This window comes from Lentzea sp. NPDC036955 (assembly GCF_055608005.1).
Genome location: NZ_JBVJRC010000010.1, coordinates 260,687 through 277,553, shown reverse-complemented (window position 1 = coordinate 277,553; position 16,867 = coordinate 260,687). Strand labels below are relative to the sequence as shown.

Sequence of the window (16,867 nt, the reverse complement as noted above, 5' to 3'; positions counted from 1 at the left end):
TCGACGGACGCAGAATCGGGTTCGTGGAGGCAACGGACAAGGTGCTGCTGATCGACGTGGAGAACGTGGTCGGACCGAACCAGCCGCGTCCTCGCCTGCTGCGCGCGAGGGTGGGCGCGCTGGTGGCGGCGGCCGGGCCGGTTCATCACGTGATGGCCAGCTACAGCCATCCGGACACGCACGAGGACTTCACGCTCAGCGTGCTGGCGGAGCTCGGCGTGGCCGCGTGCCGAGTACCGCCACACGCCAACGCCGCCGAACACGCCTTGCTGTGCCACGCGCGGTATGCCCATCAGCAGGGGTGCCGCAGCTTCGCCGTGGCCTCGGCTGACCGTGCGTTCACCGCGCTGGGCGACTACGGGCAGTTCGAGGTCCTGATCTGGGAGGGCCAGCCGGTCGCTGCCAGGTTGGAAGCCCGCGCGCACCAGGTGGTGCGGGTGCGGCGCCCGGTGCTCACACCGGCTGTCGCGGCTCGATGAACTGCACGGCGGGCGGCGGGAGCACCTGGCCGCCGAGCTGCCCGGCCGGGCGGCGCGGCGAGGGGATCGACGGGGCCGCGGGCTCGGACCGGCGTGGCTCGGGGAGGGGCTTTGGCCCGAACTCGGCGGCCTGGTCGCCACCGGCGACGCGCGAGTACGCCTCGGCGTCCTCGGCCTCCATGTCCCGGATGTCGGTGTCGGAGTAGCCCAGCGAACGGCGGGCGAAGCGACGCGGCAGCAGCCGATCCGCCGAGTAGAGCTTCACGGCGGCGTCGGCCTGCGCGGCGAACGTCGGCGTTGCGGCGTCGGCCCACTGCGATTCCATCCGCAGCGCCTCGGGAGGAATGCGGCCGTCGCGGATGATCAGCACGATGCGCATGACCTGTTCCCAGCTGTCGCCGAACGTGCGCTGTCGGCGTTCCGCGCGCTTGATGTGCCGCGACTCCGACGAGCGGATGCCGTCCGCGCTGGCGGGGTTCTCGGTGGCGTATCCGAGGTAGTGCGGGGGCAGGCCGGACAGGCTGGAGACCACGCGCGCCAAGGTGTTGAGCGTGTTGTGGAAGTTGGAAAGGTCGGCCTCGGGGAACTGGCCGACGCTGACGCCATCTTCCTTCGGACTCTTCGGGCTGGCCCACAGCACACCCGCGACGGACTCCCACGGCGTGAGCTGACGACCCTGTGCGTCAACGAAATCGTCCTTGTCGAAGCCGAGCGCGTACCGGCGCGGCATCGCGTGGTACTCGGCGGAGATCATCATGTCCGTGGCGATCTTGCATGCTGCGTCGGACAGCGGGAGAACGCTGATCAGCTCCGAGCGCCCGAGCCGGGGTGGGGCGGTCCGGCGGCGACGGATGCGCGGCCGGTTGATGATCGGCACCACTGGAACGGTGCCCATGCCGTGCTCGTCACGCTCGATCTCCGACCACGTGCCGCCGCCGTTGTCCGAGGAGTACCAGACGGTTTCGTTGGGCAGGTACAGGGTGGCGTAGGCCTCGGTGTAGCCGTCGCCGTCCTCCTCGTACTGCCGTTTCAGCGCCGCCCGGACCTCACGGGTCCGCGGGTCCAGGTCAACGTGGACCTCCAGCGGAGACTCCACCGTGACCAGCGGCGTGGAGCGGTCACGCTCGTTGCTGCCCACGATCGCATAGGAGCGGCCCAGCGCCAGCGCGTCCACGTGCGCCTGCTCGGCGTGCAGGTCCAGACGGTTGGCCTGCCAGATGTGCCACAGCTCCCGATCGGCCGCAGCCTCGCCGCCGAGCCGGAAGCCGGTGACGTCCAGACGTTCGTCCAGGCTGTCCACGATGAGCTGCGGCCAGTTGATGACCACGGAGCGGAGCCGGGAGTCCAAGCGCCGCAGGAGCTCGGGGTGCATGTACGACAGCGGCTGTTCGCCCTCGTAGTAGGCGTCCAGCAGTTCGAGCTCGGGGAGTTGCTTGTTGTGCAGCCGCGCGAGGCGGGTCACCCACTGTTCAGGCGACAGCGTGAATTTGGTAGTGATCAGGACAATCACCACCACACGGCCGGTACGGTCTTCGCCGTGCCGTCAGGACAAGTTCCGATTTGGGTCCCAGTAGTCGTTGGTGTACTGGGCATCGTGGGTGTTATCAGTGGTCAGTGGATCAATTCCTGGCGAGAGGATCGCCGGTGGAAGCGCGAGCTGGAACGCGAAGATCTGCGGTGGCAACGTGAGCGCGAGCGTGATCAGGAGCGCCATGAGATCGAACGGTCGCGTGAGGAGCTCAGGCAAGCGCATGACGCCCGCATCGAGTGGCGCGCTCAACGATTCGAGGCCTACAAAGTCTTCGTGGCTGCGGTCGATGAACTTGTGCGGTCCGGACCAACGAGTAGAGGCAAAGGCTACCGTGATGACCTGAGCCGTGCCTTCCAAGATCCAGACTTCAGTTCGCGGATGAGTGAGGCTCTATCGCTGGTAAACGATGCAGCTGTCGCGATCGAATTGCTTGCAGGTAGGGATCTGGTCGACGCCGCTGACCACCTCTTGAACACGTGTGAAGCACTGCGATGGAGCGTATTCCTGCCGCCTCGCCCGCCTCGGCGTAAAGACAGCAACGAGGAAGAGCCTGAAGTGGACTGGGATTCGATGGGTGAGCGGTATGCACACGCATACCGGGCACTAGGGAGCGCGCGGGCAGAGTTCATAGCGAAGGTAAAACGCGAAATCGCACTTGTGACGCCTGATGAAGCCAAGGCCAAGGCTTAGCCCATTACGACCATCTTTCCCGACTTCGTTGGTTTTGCGCCGCGCAGCTTCCAGCCACCCACGGCCATCGCGGCTGTGGGCACAGCGTCGATGCGCTTGCCGGTCTTACCGCGTTCGGGCTTGTCGGGCCGGATGAGGTCGGGTTCGCCTGCGGGGTGGCGGACCTCTACGGAGTCGAAGCAGTATTCGGCGACGGGGTTTCCGTGATGGGACCAGGCGCGGGACTTGGTCAGCGCCATGAGTTCGGTCATGCCGTGGGTCATGCCCTTGTAGGTCTGCGGGACGGGGTACATCGGGACGCCGGTGCGGCGTTCGAGGCGTTGGCGGACGGGTTCGCCGGACCACTCGTCGTAGGAGATGTCCGCGACACGGACCAGGCCGGTGTCGGCGGTGATGTCGGCCTCGATGATGTCGTAGTCGATGACCTCGCCGTCCGTGGCCGTGATCCAGCCTGCCTCGACCCACTGCGAGATCTTGCCGTCGGTGCGCTTGTCCAGCGCCTCCACGGCCGACTCGGGCAGCCAGAACCGCCACAGCGCGGAGGCCCGGTCGTCAATGCCGGCGGGGACGATGAGACACCACGCGGTCAGGTCCATCTTGGACGCGAGGTCGAGGCCACCCCACGCGGGCCGGCCGGCGTGCAGCTCCCGCAGCCGGTCCGCGGGCGTCGAGTCGGTGCCGGTGCACAGGGCGTAGAGGTGCATCGGCATCCACCGTGACGACTGCGAGACCCACTGGTTCAGCCGGAACTGGCGGAACACGTTCTCGCGGGCGGGATCGTTGCGGGCCTCGATCGCCTCTTCTCGCAGCGCCTCAAGTGAGAGGAAGTCACCCAGCGCCGGGTTGGACAGGAACCAGTTCGTCTCGTCCCACGGGTCTGCGTCCTCGGGCAGGTTGCGGAGATACACGAAGCGGTGCGGGGCGCGGTCGGGGTTCTCGGCGATCTTCACGCACTCGTCGTGCTCGGCCTTGGCGAACGACGTCGGGTCGTTGCCCGCCGTGGTGGCGGCGATGAGCAGCGGCTCAAGGCGGGTGCCCATGCCGGTGCGCATCGCGTGCCAGAAGTCGCCGTTGGGCTGCGTCAGAACCTCGTCGAAGATCACGGCCGAGGGGTTGGAGCCGAGGTTGCCCAGCGCGTCGGAGGGCACGACCTGGTAGACCGAGTTCGTCTTCTCGTCGACGATGCGCGACGAGTGCTCGATCACCCGCAGACGGCGTGACAGGACGGGGCTCAGCTTCACCATCCGGGCCGCGACGTTGAATACCAATCGGGCCTGCTCGGTGTCGCGGGCACAGCCGTAGATCTCCGCGGACTCCACGCCGTCGCCGACCAGCATGTACAGCGCCACGAACGCCAGAAGCTCGCTCTTGCCGTTCTTGCGTGCGATCTCGATCCACGCGATGCGGAATCGCCGCACGTAGCAGGAGGCCTCGGGGTCCCAGCGGACCTCGCCGAACAACGGCCGGACGATGTCGTCTCGCTGCCACGGCGCGAGGACGAACGGCTTGCGCGCCCAGCGGTCTTTCGTGTGGACGCAGATCTCTTCAGCGAACGCTTGTGCGTGATCCGCGCGGGGCGCGCAGAAGTGCGTTCCGCGTCTGCGGCAGCGGCGCCCATCGAACTCGCGGCCGCATACCGGGAGTTGTCTTCTTCGAGTCGCGGTCACGGCGGACCACCCCCGATGAAGATGGCGATGGACAGCCGTTCCCTACCTATGTAGAGTACGAGCTATGCGGCGAACACACGCGATGGTCCAGGTGGCAATGGCCCTCATGGCCGATGCCACCGGGAGGCATTGGGGCTACCAGCTCGCGAAGACCTCAGGTGTCCGTTCGGGCGTGCTATACCCAATCCTGACGCGCATGCTCGATGAAGAGTGGCTGATCGACGGCTGGGAGGACCGCAACTCGATCAAGGAGAAGCGCCCCCCGCGTCGCTACTACGAGCTCACGGACGAAGGGCGGCTAGCGCTTGGTGGCGTGCTTCAGGAGGCGCGACGTGACGCGAGGTTCGCGGGGCTTGCAGGGCTGGCCGGGAGGTTCGCGTGAACATTGTCGAACTGCTGAGCACGCTCGCCTCTTGGAAGACACTGCTCGGGGCGATCGCCGTATACGGCTTCGCTCCCGGCTTCGTGTTGCGAATCCTCGTCAGGGCCTACGAGCGCGAGGACCCGCGTCGTGACGAGTTGATTGCAGAGCTGTACACGGTGCCTCGCCCCATGCGGCCCTTCTGGGTGGCCGAACAGTTCGAGACCGTGATCTTCGATGGGCTTGGTCCTCGCCTTAAGTGGGCGGCAACGGGACGCATCATCCTGCGGTGGCACCTCCTGTCGGGTGTGAAGCAGAACCGCGAGCACCCGAAGTCCTTCGAGATCCCGTCCGACGACGAGAAGGCGGAGATCGAGCCTGGTGTCTTCGTGAAGTTGATGTTCGAGCAGAGTGACGGCTGGGTTGAACGCATGTGGGTTGAGGTCGAACGTATCGGACGTCGTCGCATCACCGGACGTCTTTCCAACCAGCCCCTCGACTTTCCTCGGCTGAACCCAGGAAACAAGATCAAGTTTCATCGCAAGCACATCATCGATATCCATTGGCCGACCTCTTGCGAAAATGACGCATCGAAGAAGGCGATTGAGGGTGGAGAAGGTGTGAAGGACGCTGCCTGACCGCTTCTCATGACAGCAGTCGGTCTGCGTTTTGGCCCCCGGCGCCCGCTGCTGTGTCGACCTTGATGGATTGCCGATCGGACGGCGTGAGTCCGAACCGGGCGGCAATCTGCAAGAATGTGCGCTCGGCCTCGGCCTGCACCTGCAACGCCGGGTTCTTCATCAAGCCCGATCCGCCCTGCACGAGCAAGGCGGAGCCGTTGACGAGCTGGGTTGCGGAGCGGTAACGGGCCAAGGCCTCGCACAACAGCAGGAACGCATCCGCGTCCCAGGTGGTCAGCACCCCGCGCTCTTTGAGGCTCGGGGCGAGTCTCTGCCAGATTTCGCGCGCGCTATCGGATGCCCAGTCGGGGCAACGGATTTCGTCGTTGGGTGGCTCGGGTTCTTCGGCATTGATTCGGTCGGCACGATCTCCGTGCAGAACTCGCAGTTTGGTTGGTTTTGCAGCAGGCCCTCGCTTGCCTATCGTGACCTCCGTTGATCAGCGTCCGACGTTCTAGGGGCCTATTCTTCCTCCTCGCTTGAAACAGCGAGCTTCTCGCTCTCGTTTAACTGGCCGAGGGAACTCCGATGCCACCAGTTTCCTGACGAGTCGAGGTAGCGAATATTGACGCCATTTTCTATGGCGCTGGACATGATTTGATTCATTTGACGGAGCCATTCTCCGGACATTACCTGGTCGCCGTTGGCGTCGTCGTAGAACTTTACTTCGCGGGTGAGCCCTTGCAAGTTCTTTGTGATCTCTCGCGAGGCGTCTTGCAGTGTTGAAGGCTCAGGCGTAGGGGGCACGACTGGAACGGTCTTGATTTGGTTGAAATCGTGTTTCAGGAGAGGTGAAGTAATTGTCAATCGGTAAACTGGCTGGCTGCTGGTGTTTGCAAACCGAACCAATATCGACTGATCATTCAGCTCTAGCCAGACGGCCAGCTGGGAGGCTTGTCGCCGTCGCTCATCATCGTTACGTCGTTGCTCTGCCGCTTCGAGTTGTTTGAGCTGTTTGTTCTGTTGCTCGTTGGTTGCGTGAGCGGCCTTCACGGCTCGCCGGGCAAAAAATAGTGCGAGAACGGCGCCGCTGCCTGCGAACCAATCAGGCACGCTGCCCCAGTTGATGTTTGCCATGTTGAAAGGTTAGGGACCGACAGCGGGGCCGCCGCATGCACGGCCCCGCAGCGGCTACGACCCTGAGCTACGGCCCCGCGAGGGGCTGGCGGCGCGGCGCGAGATGGCGCGGCGGGCGCCTGCGAGCAGTCGGCCGATACGGCCTCGCATGGTGATCACTCCTCTCCGGTGTCGGTGGTGGGCAGGTCGACGCCGAGCAGCGCGGCGGCAGCTCGGCCGTCGATGTACTTGTCTCCGATGTGCATCAGGCCTGCGGCCTTGAGGAACGCTTCCTTGTCCTCGCGGGACTTGAAGCACAGGGCGCACCAGAACTCGGAGTCGGTGGCGAGGCGGAATCGTTCGTCCTCGCGCTTGGTGCGTTCGCGGAACCCGATCGCCAGGGCGTCGAGCTCCGCGCCGGCGTCGGTGGCGAGGTCGCCGGTGTACTCGACGTCGGCCAGGGGATCGGGTTCGGGTTCGGCGTTGAGCTGGGCGAGCAGGTCGGCGTTCGAGGACGGGCCGCCGAGTACGGCGGTGGACTTGAGCTGTGCCAGGAGGTCGGCGTTGGGGTCAGGCGGGGAGGCCACGGCGGAACACCTCCAGGTCGGCGAGGGGGAACCAGTCCAAGATCCGCTGGTAGTCGTCGGGTGCGTGCTGGCGGATGGGGTCGAGGAACCGGAAGTCCAGGCCGTCGAAGCTGCGGCCGAACCACTCGTACTCGGGCGGGAGCGGGCAGTTGTGGCGCTTCAGTGCGTCGCGGACGTCGGCGATGCGCCAGTCCCACACGATGCTGACCTTGCGCAGCTGCTCGCGTTTCGGGCCGTGGGTGACCATCGCCATGCGCCGGTTCGGCGAGTCCGCGGCGCGCACGCCGTCGGCATTCCACACGCCGGCGAGGCCCAGGTCCTCCCGGAGCATGTCGGCCATCTCCTCGTAGGTCGGCTCCGGCAGCTGCGCAGCCTCGATCACGGCCGCGCGTTCCGGGGGCTGAAAGAGCAGGCTGTTGAGCCACCGGTATAGCGTCGGGTGCGGCAGGTCCAGGATCGGCGTCTGGAAGAAGTCCTCGTAGAACTTCCTGCTGTCGTCGATGAACCGCAGGCCCGGCACCAGGTACAGGTGATAGGGGACGACGGTGATCCCGGCCTCGCGCATTGCCAGCCACGCGGCCAGGCTGTCCTTGCCGCGGCTGAAGCCGAGCAGAACCGGGTTTCCTTCGGCGGCGAGCTCGGCGCGGATCTGCTCCGAGCTCGTGATGCCGTCGATCTCGATGGGCAGCGGGTCACCTCCAGGTCGTGTGATGCGGTGTGCATCGTGTGATGCGCGGTGCATCACGAACGGTGGTCGGCGGGGAAGGGTTCGCGCGCGGCTAGGCGGGAGACCGTGGACTGGTCCACGTTCGCGTGAGGCGCGATCCGCCGTTGCGGAATCCCGCGCTCGACGGCTTGGCGCACAAGGGATTCCCAGCGCGCGGTCCACGCGGCCACCTGGTCGGCGGCCTGCTCGATCTCGTCGAGCAGACCCTCGGGGTCCGTGCCGGCGTGGGTGCTCACCCACCGGCCCTGCGGACGTGGGTTCGGCCGTCGGCAAAACCTGGCGGGACCCCAACGGCCCTCAGTGGCTTGTGCCTTTGTGCGCGGCGGAAGGGTTCCTCCCCTGGGGTGGGCGTGCGGCCCGAGCGGGCGGCGTCGGCGGCGTGGCTCACGGGCTGTTCCAGCCTCCTCGGGTGCGGGGATCGGTGGCGGTGGCCTTGGCATGGCACGGGGCACACAGACCACGGCCACGGGCAGGCTGGTCAGGGTCCAGGCCAGCGGATACCAGCTCCCTGCGGGTGAGCGGCCAGTGGTCGGCCACGGTGGCGGGTTGCTGGCACGGGCGGCCGGTGTGGGCGGCACAGTCCAGGCGGTCACAGCGGCACACGGTGTCTCGGGCCAGCACAGCGGGACGGAACCGGGAGCGGTGGCGGGCGGTGTAGCCACGCTGCGCGCTGGTCCCGTGAGCCAGCCGGGAACGGGAGCGGCAGGGCGGGCAATGGCCACCGGTGGCGGTGGTGTTCGGGCAGCCTGGGCGGGTGCAGGGGCGGGCGGCACGGGACGGCACGGCCTCACCCCCGGACACGGAACAGCCCCGGCACGGGGTGTGTCGGGGCTGTCTCGGGTGTGCGGTTGTCGGGCGGGTGGCTACTTGGCGGGCTTGACTGCCTTACGGGCCAAGCGGAACGCGGTGTGCACGTAGTGCTTGGAGCTGAACAGCACATCCAGGGCACGGCCCTGTTCGTCCACCTTCGTGGTGTCCCCGTCTTCCAGCTTCTTGGCGGGGTCCATGTGCTCGGCAATGATCATGACGGCCTGGAGAGCGGCCCACCACGTCCCGGCAATCTCGGCGGTGATGTCGAATTCCCCGCGAGTTAGAGCCTTCATGGCGGCATAGCAGAGGCCGTGCCGTTCGCGCTTGTCCTTCGGAGCGGCATCACCGGGGAAGGGGAACAGGGCGTTCGTGAGCCCGGTGAACTCGGCATCGGTGATCTTGCGGGCCATCAGCTCATTGGCCAGTTCCTCGAACCGTTCGCGGTAGATGCTGAGCAGGCTCAGGGCGTCACTGGTCTCCGAGATCCGCGCGTCCTTGTCGTCGGCGGCGACGAGGTCGTAGACGTGGTTCGCGTTGTGCCCCAGGTCGAACGGGAACGTGGTCTGGCTGGCCACCCGGACGGGGCTGACCATGACCTGAGACGGGCGGCCGGGAACCAGGGAGTTGATCAGGACCAGGCGGAGTTCCACGGGGTCCTTGCCACCCACCATGATCGGTTCGGGGTGGCGGATGCTGGCAAAGGCTCCCCTGCCCTCCCAGAGCGGTCCGGCAGGGCCGGTCTTGCCCTTGACCTCTTTCATGATCGAGGTCAGCATTTCGGCCCGGACCTCGATCGGGACCGGAATCCTCTCGGACTTGGTGTGTCCGAGCACGTCCCACCCGAACTCCGAGTCCGGGTTCTTCCGCATGAGCGCGAAGGACCCGAACATCGGGACCGGGACGCAGGTGTCGTCCTTGATGACACGCGGTTCGGCGTCCGGCTCGTCCAGGCTCGGGCATTCCTTCTTGTGCAGTTCCCCGACCGCCCTTTCGCAGTCAATGCACAATCCGGTGGGCGCGAGAGCCACAACGCCTTCCGGCTTCACGTCCCAGCCGGACAGACCGGCCTTGTTCAGCAGGTCAGGAATCGTCCGGGACCCGTTGTTACGGGTCGCGATCCGCGACCACGAGTCCTTGCCCGGCTTGATCGGCTCTGGCACTACAGGGGCGGGCTTGGTCTCGGGCTTGGCGGCCGGGACCTTGGTGTCCTTGGCGGGAGCGGCGGCCTTGGCTGCCTTGGGTGCCGGGGCGGCCTTGGTGGTGGCCGGGGTCTTGGCGGCCGGGGTCTTGGTGGGGGCGGGTTTGGTGGCCGGGGCCTTGGGTGCCGGGGTGGCCTTGGGTGCGGCCTTGGTGGCCGGAGCCTTGGTGGTGGCCTTGGGAGCCTGCACCTTGGCGGCCGGGGTCTTGGTGGCGGCCTTGGCGGGTGCCTGCGGGGCGGGGGCCGGGGTGTTCTGGGCAGGGGTAGCCGGTTCGGTCATTGCTTTTCCTCTGGGATTCGGCCAGCACTCATTCACGGTGCTGTGCTGTGTGGGAGTTGGTGACACCAAGAACACTACTGGTGAAACAAGGCCACACAAGCAATCCAGAGGAATTCTGAACAAAGTGACTACGAACGGTCTAACGTATTATTTTTCGATCTTGCGCGTGCATTCGCGTAATGAGAAAAGGCCTGCGAACCGGAGTTCGCAGGCCTTCCCTGTCCTCGTGAAACTCGTGTCACCAAATCCCAGAGGAACGCGTGCCATCTTGCCGGGCCAGCCGGGCGCCGTCGAGCACCTGGGCGGTCATGACTCAGCCGTCGTCGCGCGCCGACCTGTCCCGGACCTGCTTGAGCGCCTGACTCGCGGCTTGCCGTCCACGGAGCTTGCTCTCGATGCGGGCCAGCTCGAACTCCGTCAGCATCCACACCATGCCGACCGCGTAGCCGACCATCGTCACCGAGAAGCGGTGGTGCCGGTGGCAGAACGACACCATCTCGCGTGCCAGCAGATCCGCCACGTCCAGCGGCGTGGTCGTCAGTGCCACCAGGACGGCGTCACCGTTGAGGCGGTTGATGTGCCGCATGACGTTCACGGCGCGGCGGTCACCCTCGACCTGCTCACGCAACGTCTTCGCGCGCTCGGCCATCGTCCCGCGCACACCCTTGCCGTAGCGGGCGATCTCGGCCGCCTGTTCCGCCCACGTGATCTGTGCGTGCGCGTTGTGGAACGGCCCGCACGCACACGCCGGCATCGGCACACTGCTCAGCCGCACGAAAACAACCTTGTCAGTCAACGACTTTCCCCTTGTACGTCAACAGAATGTGATCGGTGAAGGGCTCGGCGACGACCACGGAAGGGCCGCCGCCGAGCGGGTCTACATCCAGGTGACGACGCGCCAGAGCGCGTCCACCTCGGGCAGATGCCGGTGCGGGGTGATGCAGGTGACCCAGTCCAGAAGGTCAGCGCGTCCCGCGTCGGTGAGCTGGTACGGCATCAGCAACGCGTCCGGCAGGCCTACCGGACGGGCCACCAGCCCCCGCCTGACCGCGCGGTTGCGGGCGGCCGGGGTGGTGACGCTCTCCAGCAGCCACGGCCACGTCATCCCCATGACGAGCGCGTACTGCACCCGCCGCACGGGCAGGTCCTCGGCCAGCAACCGGAAGGCCTCCGAGTCACGCGTCACGCGCTCCGGCCCGGTGTCGTTCTCGGCCTCAGGACCGGTGAACAGCCCGACGTGTTCGGCGTCCTCGGTGGCTGCGTGCCGCCCGGTGAGGGTGCCCCGCATCGACGGGATGCCGGGAGTGCTCGGCAGCCCTGCGGGTGCCTCGGTGCTGGTCTGGGAGGTCTCAGTCATGGCTCGTCACCGCGTCCCAGAAGGCCCCGCACTCCGGGTTGGTGTCGACGTGATCGGCCACGAGGCGGAACCACCGGCCCAGCGCGACGCGTCCCGCGTCGGTGAGCTGGTAGGGGAAGTCCTCCTCGAACGGCTCGGCAACCCAGCCGCGTGCCATTGCCTTCATCACGGCGGCCATGTCGGACAGCCGTTCCAGGTGCTCGGGGCGGCCGAAGCCCTTGGCGATCATGTAGGCCACGCGCAGCACCGCGTGGTCCTTCTGCAACGCGGCCACGGCGGCGGCGTGCTGGGCCCTCGACCGCGTCACCATCCGGTCACGTCCCGCCAGAGCTGCTGGAAACGCTCGTCACGCAGGTGCGGGGTGACGGTGTTCTTCCAGTCCCACCAGGCGGCCAGGCCCTCGTGGGTCAGACCCAGTCGGCGGTCTCCGGTCACCCAGCCGCGCTCACGGGCGTGGTGCAGCGCCATCGGGTCGGTGCGCTCCCGCACCATCTCGGTCCCCAAGTCCAGGTACAGCAGGCACAGCACGTTCATCAGGTCCGCGTCCAGGCTCAATGCCCGGTGCAGCGCGTCGAGCTGCCCGGCACTGCGGGCCAGTGCGAAGCGGTAGCGTTCGCCCGCCTCGGCGGCAGACAACGCGTCCAGCGGTGGAGTACCCTCAGCCACGTCAGGTGTCCTCTCGGAGTCTCTTTTCATTTCCTGCTCCGGGTGGGCACCCGACCGCCGCCCTGGGGCTGTGCCATCAGCCGCCAGGGCTTTTCCGTGCGGCCGGGTGCCGGAAAACAGGTGGATCAACGGGCCATCGGTTCCGGGATGCCGTTCACGGACCCCGGAATCCGGCGGCTAGGAATTGGCGCGGAACGCCGCGCAGGACGGGCATACCCGGCTGGTGGCCTGCATGACCTGACCTGCACCCGGCATGTCCTCCGAGGCCGCCGGGGTCAGCAACATCAGGTTGCACATGTGAAAACGGCGGTCGGACGAGTCCAGCGCGTTTCCCCAATTGAACTGGCCCAACAGGTCGGAATAGAACACCGCCGCAACGGTGTACTCATCGTCGGACGGCTCATCGGAAGACAGGGCCTCGCCGACCATCAGCGTGACGTGGTTGCCGGGAGCAAAGCGGATGCTGTGCTTGTGGCCGTTGTCCAGCCCCTTCAAGTGCTTCATGATCGCGAAGCACAGCTCGCCCACGTGAGAGATGCTGGCAGTGGCAAAGCACTGGGCGCCAAATAGCCGGTGGTCAAGGTTGTCCCTGACCTGGATAGCGGTACTCGGGTACAGCAAAGACATGTTCGGAGTCCCTTTCATTTCCTCTGCTGAATCGGTGTGCCATCACCGGTTCAGCCCTTACCTCTGAATGATGTCCTTTCCGGGGTTCTTGGGCAAGTAAAATGAACGTCTCCGGAAATCTATTTTCTAAGATTCTTCGTGCACATTCCTGACCTGCGAAAACAGGCCAGCGTCTCCCGCGAAAAACGCCGATGCTGACCACGTGCTGAAACCCGGTCCGCATCGAGTCGAGCGCAGCCGGACGGGTGCTGTCGACGTCGGCGTGGGCTGGCGGCTTGGCGATGGGCGACCCTTGGCGAAGCGGCCGGCATGAGGCTGCGGGCGAGGCGTTGGAGGAGGCGGGCGGCGGCGTCGCGCTCGGCGCGATGGGGAACGGTCGCGCCGAGCTGCGGTGTGCCGCCGCCCGCGGAGCGAAGACCTCGGCGGGGGACGGGCGCCGATGTCTTCGCGGACAAGGGAAACCCCGTGGACATGACAAAGCCCGCCGCACCGGGGGGAGGTGTGACGGGCTTCGGCTTGGGGTTTTGGGCACACGAGTACCCAGTGAGATCCATTATGCCGACTGAAATGACTGAAGGTCAACTAGTCGGGTCGTCATCGCGAGTGATCCCGGTCACGGCCAGGGTCTCGTGGGTGAGCTGCTGGTGGAGTGCGGTGTTGAGCTGGACCCAGACGTCCAGGGGCCAGCGCAGTCCGCACGCGGCGCACACGGCGTCGGCCTGGTCGGGGTCGATGTAGAGGGCCGGGCGGCGGACGTAGTCGTCCTGGTCGTCGGCCCACACCTGCACCACGTCCACGCCGCAGGTCGGGCATGCCTTGCCCCGCAGAGGGAAACGCGGTTCGGGGTCGACTACCAGGCGGGCCTGCTGCACCCAGCGTGTTGCCTGCTCGGCGGCCCACACCACGTAGTCGCGGGCATCGAGCTGCCAGTCATCGGCGTGCCCGATCCAGGCGCGCAGTTGCTCGGCCAGCGTCGTGAACTCGGGGTGGCCGTGCGTGCGGCAGCAGCCGCGGACCTCGGCGCGGATCTCACCGAGCAGCGCGAGCGCGCCCAGGCTGGCGGGCGGGCGGGACCCGAGCAGCGTCTTGCCGGAGACCTTCGAGCCGGGAAGGACGGCTTCCTCGACCTGGCGCAGCAGCGGCAGGACCTCGGCGGTCTCGGTGCTGCCGTCCTCGCGGTGGACGCGGTGCTGGCCGGGCTGGATCAGCTGGTCCACCGCGACCTCCCAGGAGAGCCGGGCGTTGGCGGCCTCGCCCCAGCTCGGCCCCTTGTGGACAACGTGTGGATCGGTGTGGACAACCTCGTCGACGATGAACGGGCGTGCGGCGGTCATGCGGAGACTCCTTGCGTGGCGGTGCCGGACGCGGCAGCGCCGGACGAAGTCGGGTTGGTGTCCTGGCGCTCGGTCGCGGCCCGCAGGCGAGACGGGTGCATCCGGGTCTCGCGGTCGCGGACCTCGCGCTGGCGCAGGCGGTTGCGGGTCAGGGGGCTGCACGGGACACCGGCCAGCGCCCGGCAGAAGGGACATGGCACTGAGCGGGCCAGGGCGTGCTGTTCGTGGCCGCTCCAGCCCATCGCCGCGTAGACCTTGCCCACGCCTCGCGCGCCTGCCTCCTTGGCGGCGGTGCGGTCGCGTGGCAGCGGCGGGCGGGCCGAGCTCGGCGCGCTCGCGGCGGCCGGCCGGTACCGCGCGAGCTCGATGAGCCGGGCGACCTCGGCCGCCGTGACGCGCTGGACCCGGTTGGGTGCCATCGAGCTCAACGCCGCGTGGACCTCGCCGACGCTCCGGCCGCGCAAGGCGCGCAGCCACTCGGTCACCACATCCTCGGGCGCGGTGTCGCCGGGGGTGATCCGGTAGTGCGCCAGCAGCATGCGCATCGTGCTTCGGGTCAGCTGCTGGGCGTTCGGCGCGCTCACGCCACCGCCCCCAGTCCGACCGGATCGGGCGTGAGGCCTGCGGCCTGGTGCAACGCGCGCTCCAGGATCGCGTCCAGCGTGGCGGCGTCGGCGTGGGCGGGCAGCTCGGCGCGCACGGCCAGGCCGACGGGGCTGGTGTCGTCCTCGGCGATGGCGTCGGCCCGGATCGCTTCCCAGTTTGCCGCCGTCACCTGTGCACGCCGACGAGCCTCCGGGGAGGCGGCGGTGACGCTTGCCCGCATGGCCTCGCCGACCAGCTCGGCCAGCATCGACGTCGAGAGCTGCTTTGCCGCCCACAGCCGCAGGCCCGAGGCGATGGCTGCGGGCTCGACATCGTCCTGCAGAAGCCGGAGCACCTCGGCGCGCAAGCGGTCGAGGACCTGCCGGGGCTGGCGGGGGCAGTGGGTGACCACCAGCCTCTCGGCTTCACGGCGGCGGGCCTGCCTCACCGAAGACGCCTCGAGCACGGGTTCGGCCTCGGCGAGGCCGGAAGCATCGGCGGCCGGGAACGCCTCGCGTGCGTGCGTGGGCGTGTGCGCGGGCGCAGGCGCGGGGCCACCCACTGGAGTTTCAACCAACGAAAGACGAAGTGCTCCAGTCTCCGACTCCCTACTCCCTTCTCCCCGACCCCGCGGCGAAGGGTTCGCGGAAGGGTTGCGCGAGGGGTTCGCGGAAGGGGTAGGCGAGGGGTTCGGAGTCGGGTTCGTGGCGGGCGCGTCGGCGGCGGCCGGGGTCGTGTCGATCCTGCGAGGGGAGTCCGCGGGCGCGGCCGGCGTGGCGGTGGCGGTGCGGGCCGGGCCGCGTGCGGACATGGCGGCCATCACCGACGCGGGCAGCTCCCGCGCCCCGGCCTCCAGCTCGTCCGCGGCGACGGCCGGGGCCGGGCCGGTGACCTCGACCGGCAGGCGGCGCAGCTCGGCCGCCAGTGCGCGGCGCAGCAACGGGCTTTCGATCTCGAATGCCGTCCGCAACGCCGCGCGCAGGACGTTGGGCTGCTTGTAGAGCTTGTCGTCGGCGATGAACGTCCGGATCAGCAGCTCGTCGGTGTCGTGGTCGACCACGATCATGCGGGCGGCATCCAGCTCGGCCAGCGCGGCGCGGATGCTGTCGGTGTCCTGGTCCGGGTGCGCCTTGGCCCAGCGCTTCACCGAGACGGTGATCTCACCGGAGTAGGCCAGCTTGCGCTGCATGCACAGCTGGACGTACACGATCTTGGCGAGCGCGGACAGGTCGATGAAGTCTTGGTCGTCCCACATGGACAGGTAGAAGCGGGCGTGGTCACGTGCCACGGAAACGGTCCCCCGTAACGGAAAATGGCGAGTGGTCAGCACGAGATGGCCGCGCGTCGATGCGCGGCAACGAAGACAGATGGCTCAGGCGGCGGGCTGCTCGGCGTCGGCGCGTCTGTGCAGCAGGGCGGGCGCGGCGAGGTTGAGCGCGTAGACGCGCATCAGCTTCCCGCCGTTCTTGCCCTTGGTGTCGTCCGAGCGCACGTAACGGCCGGTGGGCACCAGCACGTCCAGCGAGAGCATCCGCCGCACGGTCACGCCGATCATCGGCGGTGCAACCCAGGACGGAATCCCCGTGCGCCACCGGTTCGCCGTGGTTTCGCGGAACGGATCACGCAACGCGTCGTCCACGATCACGGCCGTCACCGCACACACGGCCGGGCGGTTGCGCGGCTCGGCCGCCAGCAGGGCGGCGATCTGCTCCACAGTGGTGCCGTAGTCCAGCGGCAGGCCGATCAGGTGCTCGGCGACCTCGACGGCGAGATCACCCAGCACGGCCGGGGCATCCCCAGAGCGAGCCCGGCCGGTCCCCCGAGACCGGCCGGACTTCCTCCGGGTGCTCACGCCGCGTCCAGCAACCAGAACTTCCGGACGGGTGCGATCTCCTCGCACTCGCGCGCGATCTCCGGGTGCCGCGCGCGGAGCAGCTTCGGCGAGATCGTCACGCGCAACTCGTTGGACCAGCGGACGACGGGAACACCGTTGACGGTGCCGAACTCCTGATCGCCGAGACGGTCCTTCACGGTGCCGCGCAAGGTGTTGCGCAGGCTGGTGAGCCGGTTGATCTGCTCCTCGACGATGCGCAACAGGGTGATGTCGTGCGCCTGGTCGTCCAGGGCAACGGCGTGGACGGTGGACACGGTGATGCTGTTGTCGGTCATTGCGGGACCGCCCTCCCTGGGCGGCCGGTGAGCAAGCTGTGGTGGTCAGCGGCCCTCGCGGCC

At 67.6% G+C, this 16,867-nt stretch carries 22 protein-coding genes; 4 read left to right on the top strand and 18 right to left on the bottom strand.

Annotation, left to right across the window (positions count from 1 at the left end; translation table 11 throughout):
• Positions 1–23: 23 nt before the first annotated feature.
• Positions 24–479 (top strand): hypothetical protein, encoded by a 456-nt coding sequence (locus ACZ7CF_RS32960; protein WP_470371427.1) that lies wholly within the window; start codon positions 24–26, stop codon positions 477–479.
• Here ACZ7CF_RS32960 and ACZ7CF_RS32955 read toward each other — a convergent pair.
• A complete protein-coding gene (locus tag ACZ7CF_RS32955; protein ID WP_470371426.1) occupies positions 454–1,941 on the bottom strand; it encodes a phage portal protein in 1,488 nt (495 codons plus the stop codon). The genes ACZ7CF_RS32960 and ACZ7CF_RS32955 overlap by 26 nt on opposite strands.
• Here ACZ7CF_RS32955 and ACZ7CF_RS32950 point away from each other — a divergent pair.
• The gene (locus ACZ7CF_RS32950; protein WP_470371425.1) at positions 1,918–2,700 is read left to right on the top strand and encodes a hypothetical protein; all 783 of its coding nucleotides are present in this window, start codon (positions 1,918–1,920) and stop codon (positions 2,698–2,700) included. The genes ACZ7CF_RS32955 and ACZ7CF_RS32950 overlap by 24 nt on opposite strands.
• Here ACZ7CF_RS32950 and ACZ7CF_RS32945 read toward each other — a convergent pair.
• Complete coding sequence (locus ACZ7CF_RS32945) at positions 2,697–4,367, bottom strand: terminase large subunit (protein ID WP_470371424.1); 1,671 nt, start codon at positions 4,365–4,367, stop codon at positions 2,697–2,699. The genes ACZ7CF_RS32950 and ACZ7CF_RS32945 overlap by 4 nt on opposite strands.
• A gap of 64 nt (positions 4,368–4,431) precedes the next feature.
• On the opposite strand from ACZ7CF_RS32945, the gene ACZ7CF_RS32940 reads away from it, so the two are divergent.
• Positions 4,432–4,749, top strand: coding sequence for a PadR family transcriptional regulator (locus ACZ7CF_RS32940; protein ID WP_470371423.1), 318 nt, complete (start codon positions 4,432–4,434; stop codon positions 4,747–4,749).
• Complete coding sequence (locus ACZ7CF_RS32935; RefSeq protein WP_470371422.1) at positions 4,746–5,366, top strand: DUF2314 domain-containing protein; 621 nt, start codon at positions 4,746–4,748, stop codon at positions 5,364–5,366. The genes ACZ7CF_RS32940 and ACZ7CF_RS32935 overlap by 4 nt, the downstream gene beginning before the upstream one ends.
• A 7-nt stretch (positions 5,367–5,373) precedes the next feature.
• On the opposite strand, the gene ACZ7CF_RS32930 is transcribed toward ACZ7CF_RS32935, so the two are convergent.
• From ACZ7CF_RS32930 to ACZ7CF_RS32855, 16 genes are all read right to left on the bottom strand, one after another.
• Positions 5,374–5,727 (bottom strand): phage terminase small subunit P27 family, encoded by a 354-nt coding sequence (locus tag ACZ7CF_RS32930; protein WP_470371480.1) that lies wholly within the window; start codon positions 5,725–5,727, stop codon positions 5,374–5,376.
• A 143-nt stretch (positions 5,728–5,870) separates the two neighbouring features.
• On the bottom strand, positions 5,871–6,485 hold the full coding sequence (locus ACZ7CF_RS32925; RefSeq protein WP_470371421.1) for a hypothetical protein: 615 nt from the start codon (positions 6,483–6,485) through the stop codon (positions 5,871–5,873).
• Between the two features lie 155 nt (positions 6,486–6,640).
• A complete protein-coding gene (locus tag ACZ7CF_RS32920; RefSeq protein WP_470371420.1) occupies positions 6,641–7,051 on the bottom strand; it encodes a hypothetical protein in 411 nt (136 codons plus the stop codon).
• Entirely contained in the window at positions 7,035–7,793 is a 759-nt protein-coding gene (locus ACZ7CF_RS32915; RefSeq protein WP_470371419.1) for an adenine nucleotide alpha hydrolase family protein, read from the bottom strand. Before ACZ7CF_RS32915 ends, ACZ7CF_RS32920 begins: the two co-directional genes overlap by 17 nt.
• Positions 7,793–8,014, bottom strand: coding sequence for a hypothetical protein (locus ACZ7CF_RS32910; protein WP_470371418.1), 222 nt, complete (start codon positions 8,012–8,014; stop codon positions 7,793–7,795). The genes ACZ7CF_RS32915 and ACZ7CF_RS32910 overlap by 1 nt, the downstream gene beginning before the upstream one ends.
• Positions 8,015–8,641: 627 nt before the next feature.
• A complete protein-coding gene (locus ACZ7CF_RS32905; protein ID WP_470371417.1) occupies positions 8,642–10,102 on the bottom strand; it encodes a DUF932 domain-containing protein in 1,461 nt (486 codons plus the stop codon).
• Between the two features lie 277 nt (positions 10,103–10,379).
• Complete coding sequence (locus ACZ7CF_RS32900) at positions 10,380–10,841, bottom strand: hypothetical protein (RefSeq protein ID WP_470371416.1); 462 nt, start codon at positions 10,839–10,841, stop codon at positions 10,380–10,382.
• Between the two features lie 102 nt (positions 10,842–10,943).
• Entirely contained in the window at positions 10,944–11,423 is a 480-nt protein-coding gene (locus ACZ7CF_RS32895; RefSeq protein ID WP_470371415.1) for a hypothetical protein, read from the bottom strand.
• Complete coding sequence (locus ACZ7CF_RS32890) at positions 11,416–11,733, bottom strand: hypothetical protein (RefSeq protein WP_470371414.1); 318 nt, start codon at positions 11,731–11,733, stop codon at positions 11,416–11,418. Before ACZ7CF_RS32890 ends, ACZ7CF_RS32895 begins: the two co-directional genes overlap by 8 nt.
• A complete protein-coding gene (locus ACZ7CF_RS32885) occupies positions 11,727–12,089 on the bottom strand; it encodes a hypothetical protein (protein ID WP_470371413.1) in 363 nt (120 codons plus the stop codon). The genes ACZ7CF_RS32890 and ACZ7CF_RS32885 overlap by 7 nt, the downstream gene beginning before the upstream one ends.
• Before the next feature lie 177 nt (positions 12,090–12,266).
• On the bottom strand, positions 12,267–12,617 hold the full coding sequence (locus ACZ7CF_RS32880) for a hypothetical protein (RefSeq protein ID WP_470371412.1): 351 nt from the start codon (positions 12,615–12,617) through the stop codon (positions 12,267–12,269).
• Between the two features lie 677 nt (positions 12,618–13,294).
• Entirely contained in the window at positions 13,295–14,050 is a 756-nt protein-coding gene (locus ACZ7CF_RS32875) for a DUF7341 domain-containing protein (RefSeq protein ID WP_470371411.1), read from the bottom strand.
• Positions 14,047–14,634: a zinc finger domain-containing protein gene (locus ACZ7CF_RS32870; protein ID WP_470371410.1), complete on the bottom strand. Its 588-nt coding sequence runs from the start codon at positions 14,632–14,634 to the stop codon at positions 14,047–14,049. Before ACZ7CF_RS32870 ends, ACZ7CF_RS32875 begins: the two co-directional genes overlap by 4 nt.
• Entirely contained in the window at positions 14,631–15,923 is a 1,293-nt protein-coding gene (locus tag ACZ7CF_RS32865; RefSeq protein ID WP_470371409.1) for a hypothetical protein, read from the bottom strand. The genes ACZ7CF_RS32870 and ACZ7CF_RS32865 overlap by 4 nt, the downstream gene beginning before the upstream one ends.
• A gap of 84 nt (positions 15,924–16,007) precedes the next feature.
• Complete coding sequence (locus tag ACZ7CF_RS32860; RefSeq protein WP_470371408.1) at positions 16,008–16,418, bottom strand: hypothetical protein; 411 nt, start codon at positions 16,416–16,418, stop codon at positions 16,008–16,010.
• Positions 16,419–16,483: 65 nt separating this feature from the next.
• A complete protein-coding gene (locus ACZ7CF_RS32855; protein ID WP_470371407.1) occupies positions 16,484–16,804 on the bottom strand; it encodes a hypothetical protein in 321 nt (106 codons plus the stop codon).
• Positions 16,805–16,867 lie beyond the last annotated feature (63 nt).

Bases quoted from the DNA above. Each gene is read 5' to 3' on its own strand.
- ACZ7CF_RS32940 (WP_470371423.1), top strand. From the start codon at position 4,432: ATGCGGCGAACACACGCGATGGTCCAGGTGGCAATGGCCCTCATGGCC.
- ACZ7CF_RS32925 (WP_470371421.1), bottom strand. From the start codon at position 6,485: ATGGCAAACATCAACTGGGGCAGCGTGCCTGATTGGTTCGCAGGCAGC.
- ACZ7CF_RS32915 (WP_470371419.1), bottom strand. From the start codon at position 7,793: ATGCACCGCGCATCACACGATGCACACCGCATCACACGACCTGGAGGT.
- ACZ7CF_RS32855 (WP_470371407.1), bottom strand. From the start codon at position 16,804: ATGACCGACAACAGCATCACCGTGTCCACCGTCCACGCCGTTGCCCTG.
- ACZ7CF_RS32895 (WP_470371415.1), bottom strand. From the start codon at position 11,423: ATGACTGAGACCTCCCAGACCAGCACCGAGGCACCCGCAGGGCTGCCG.
- ACZ7CF_RS32875 (WP_470371411.1), bottom strand. From the start codon at position 14,050: ATGACCGCCGCACGCCCGTTCATCGTCGACGAGGTTGTCCACACCGAT.
- ACZ7CF_RS32890 (WP_470371414.1), bottom strand. From the start codon at position 11,733: ATGGTGACGCGGTCGAGGGCCCAGCACGCCGCCGCCGTGGCCGCGTTG.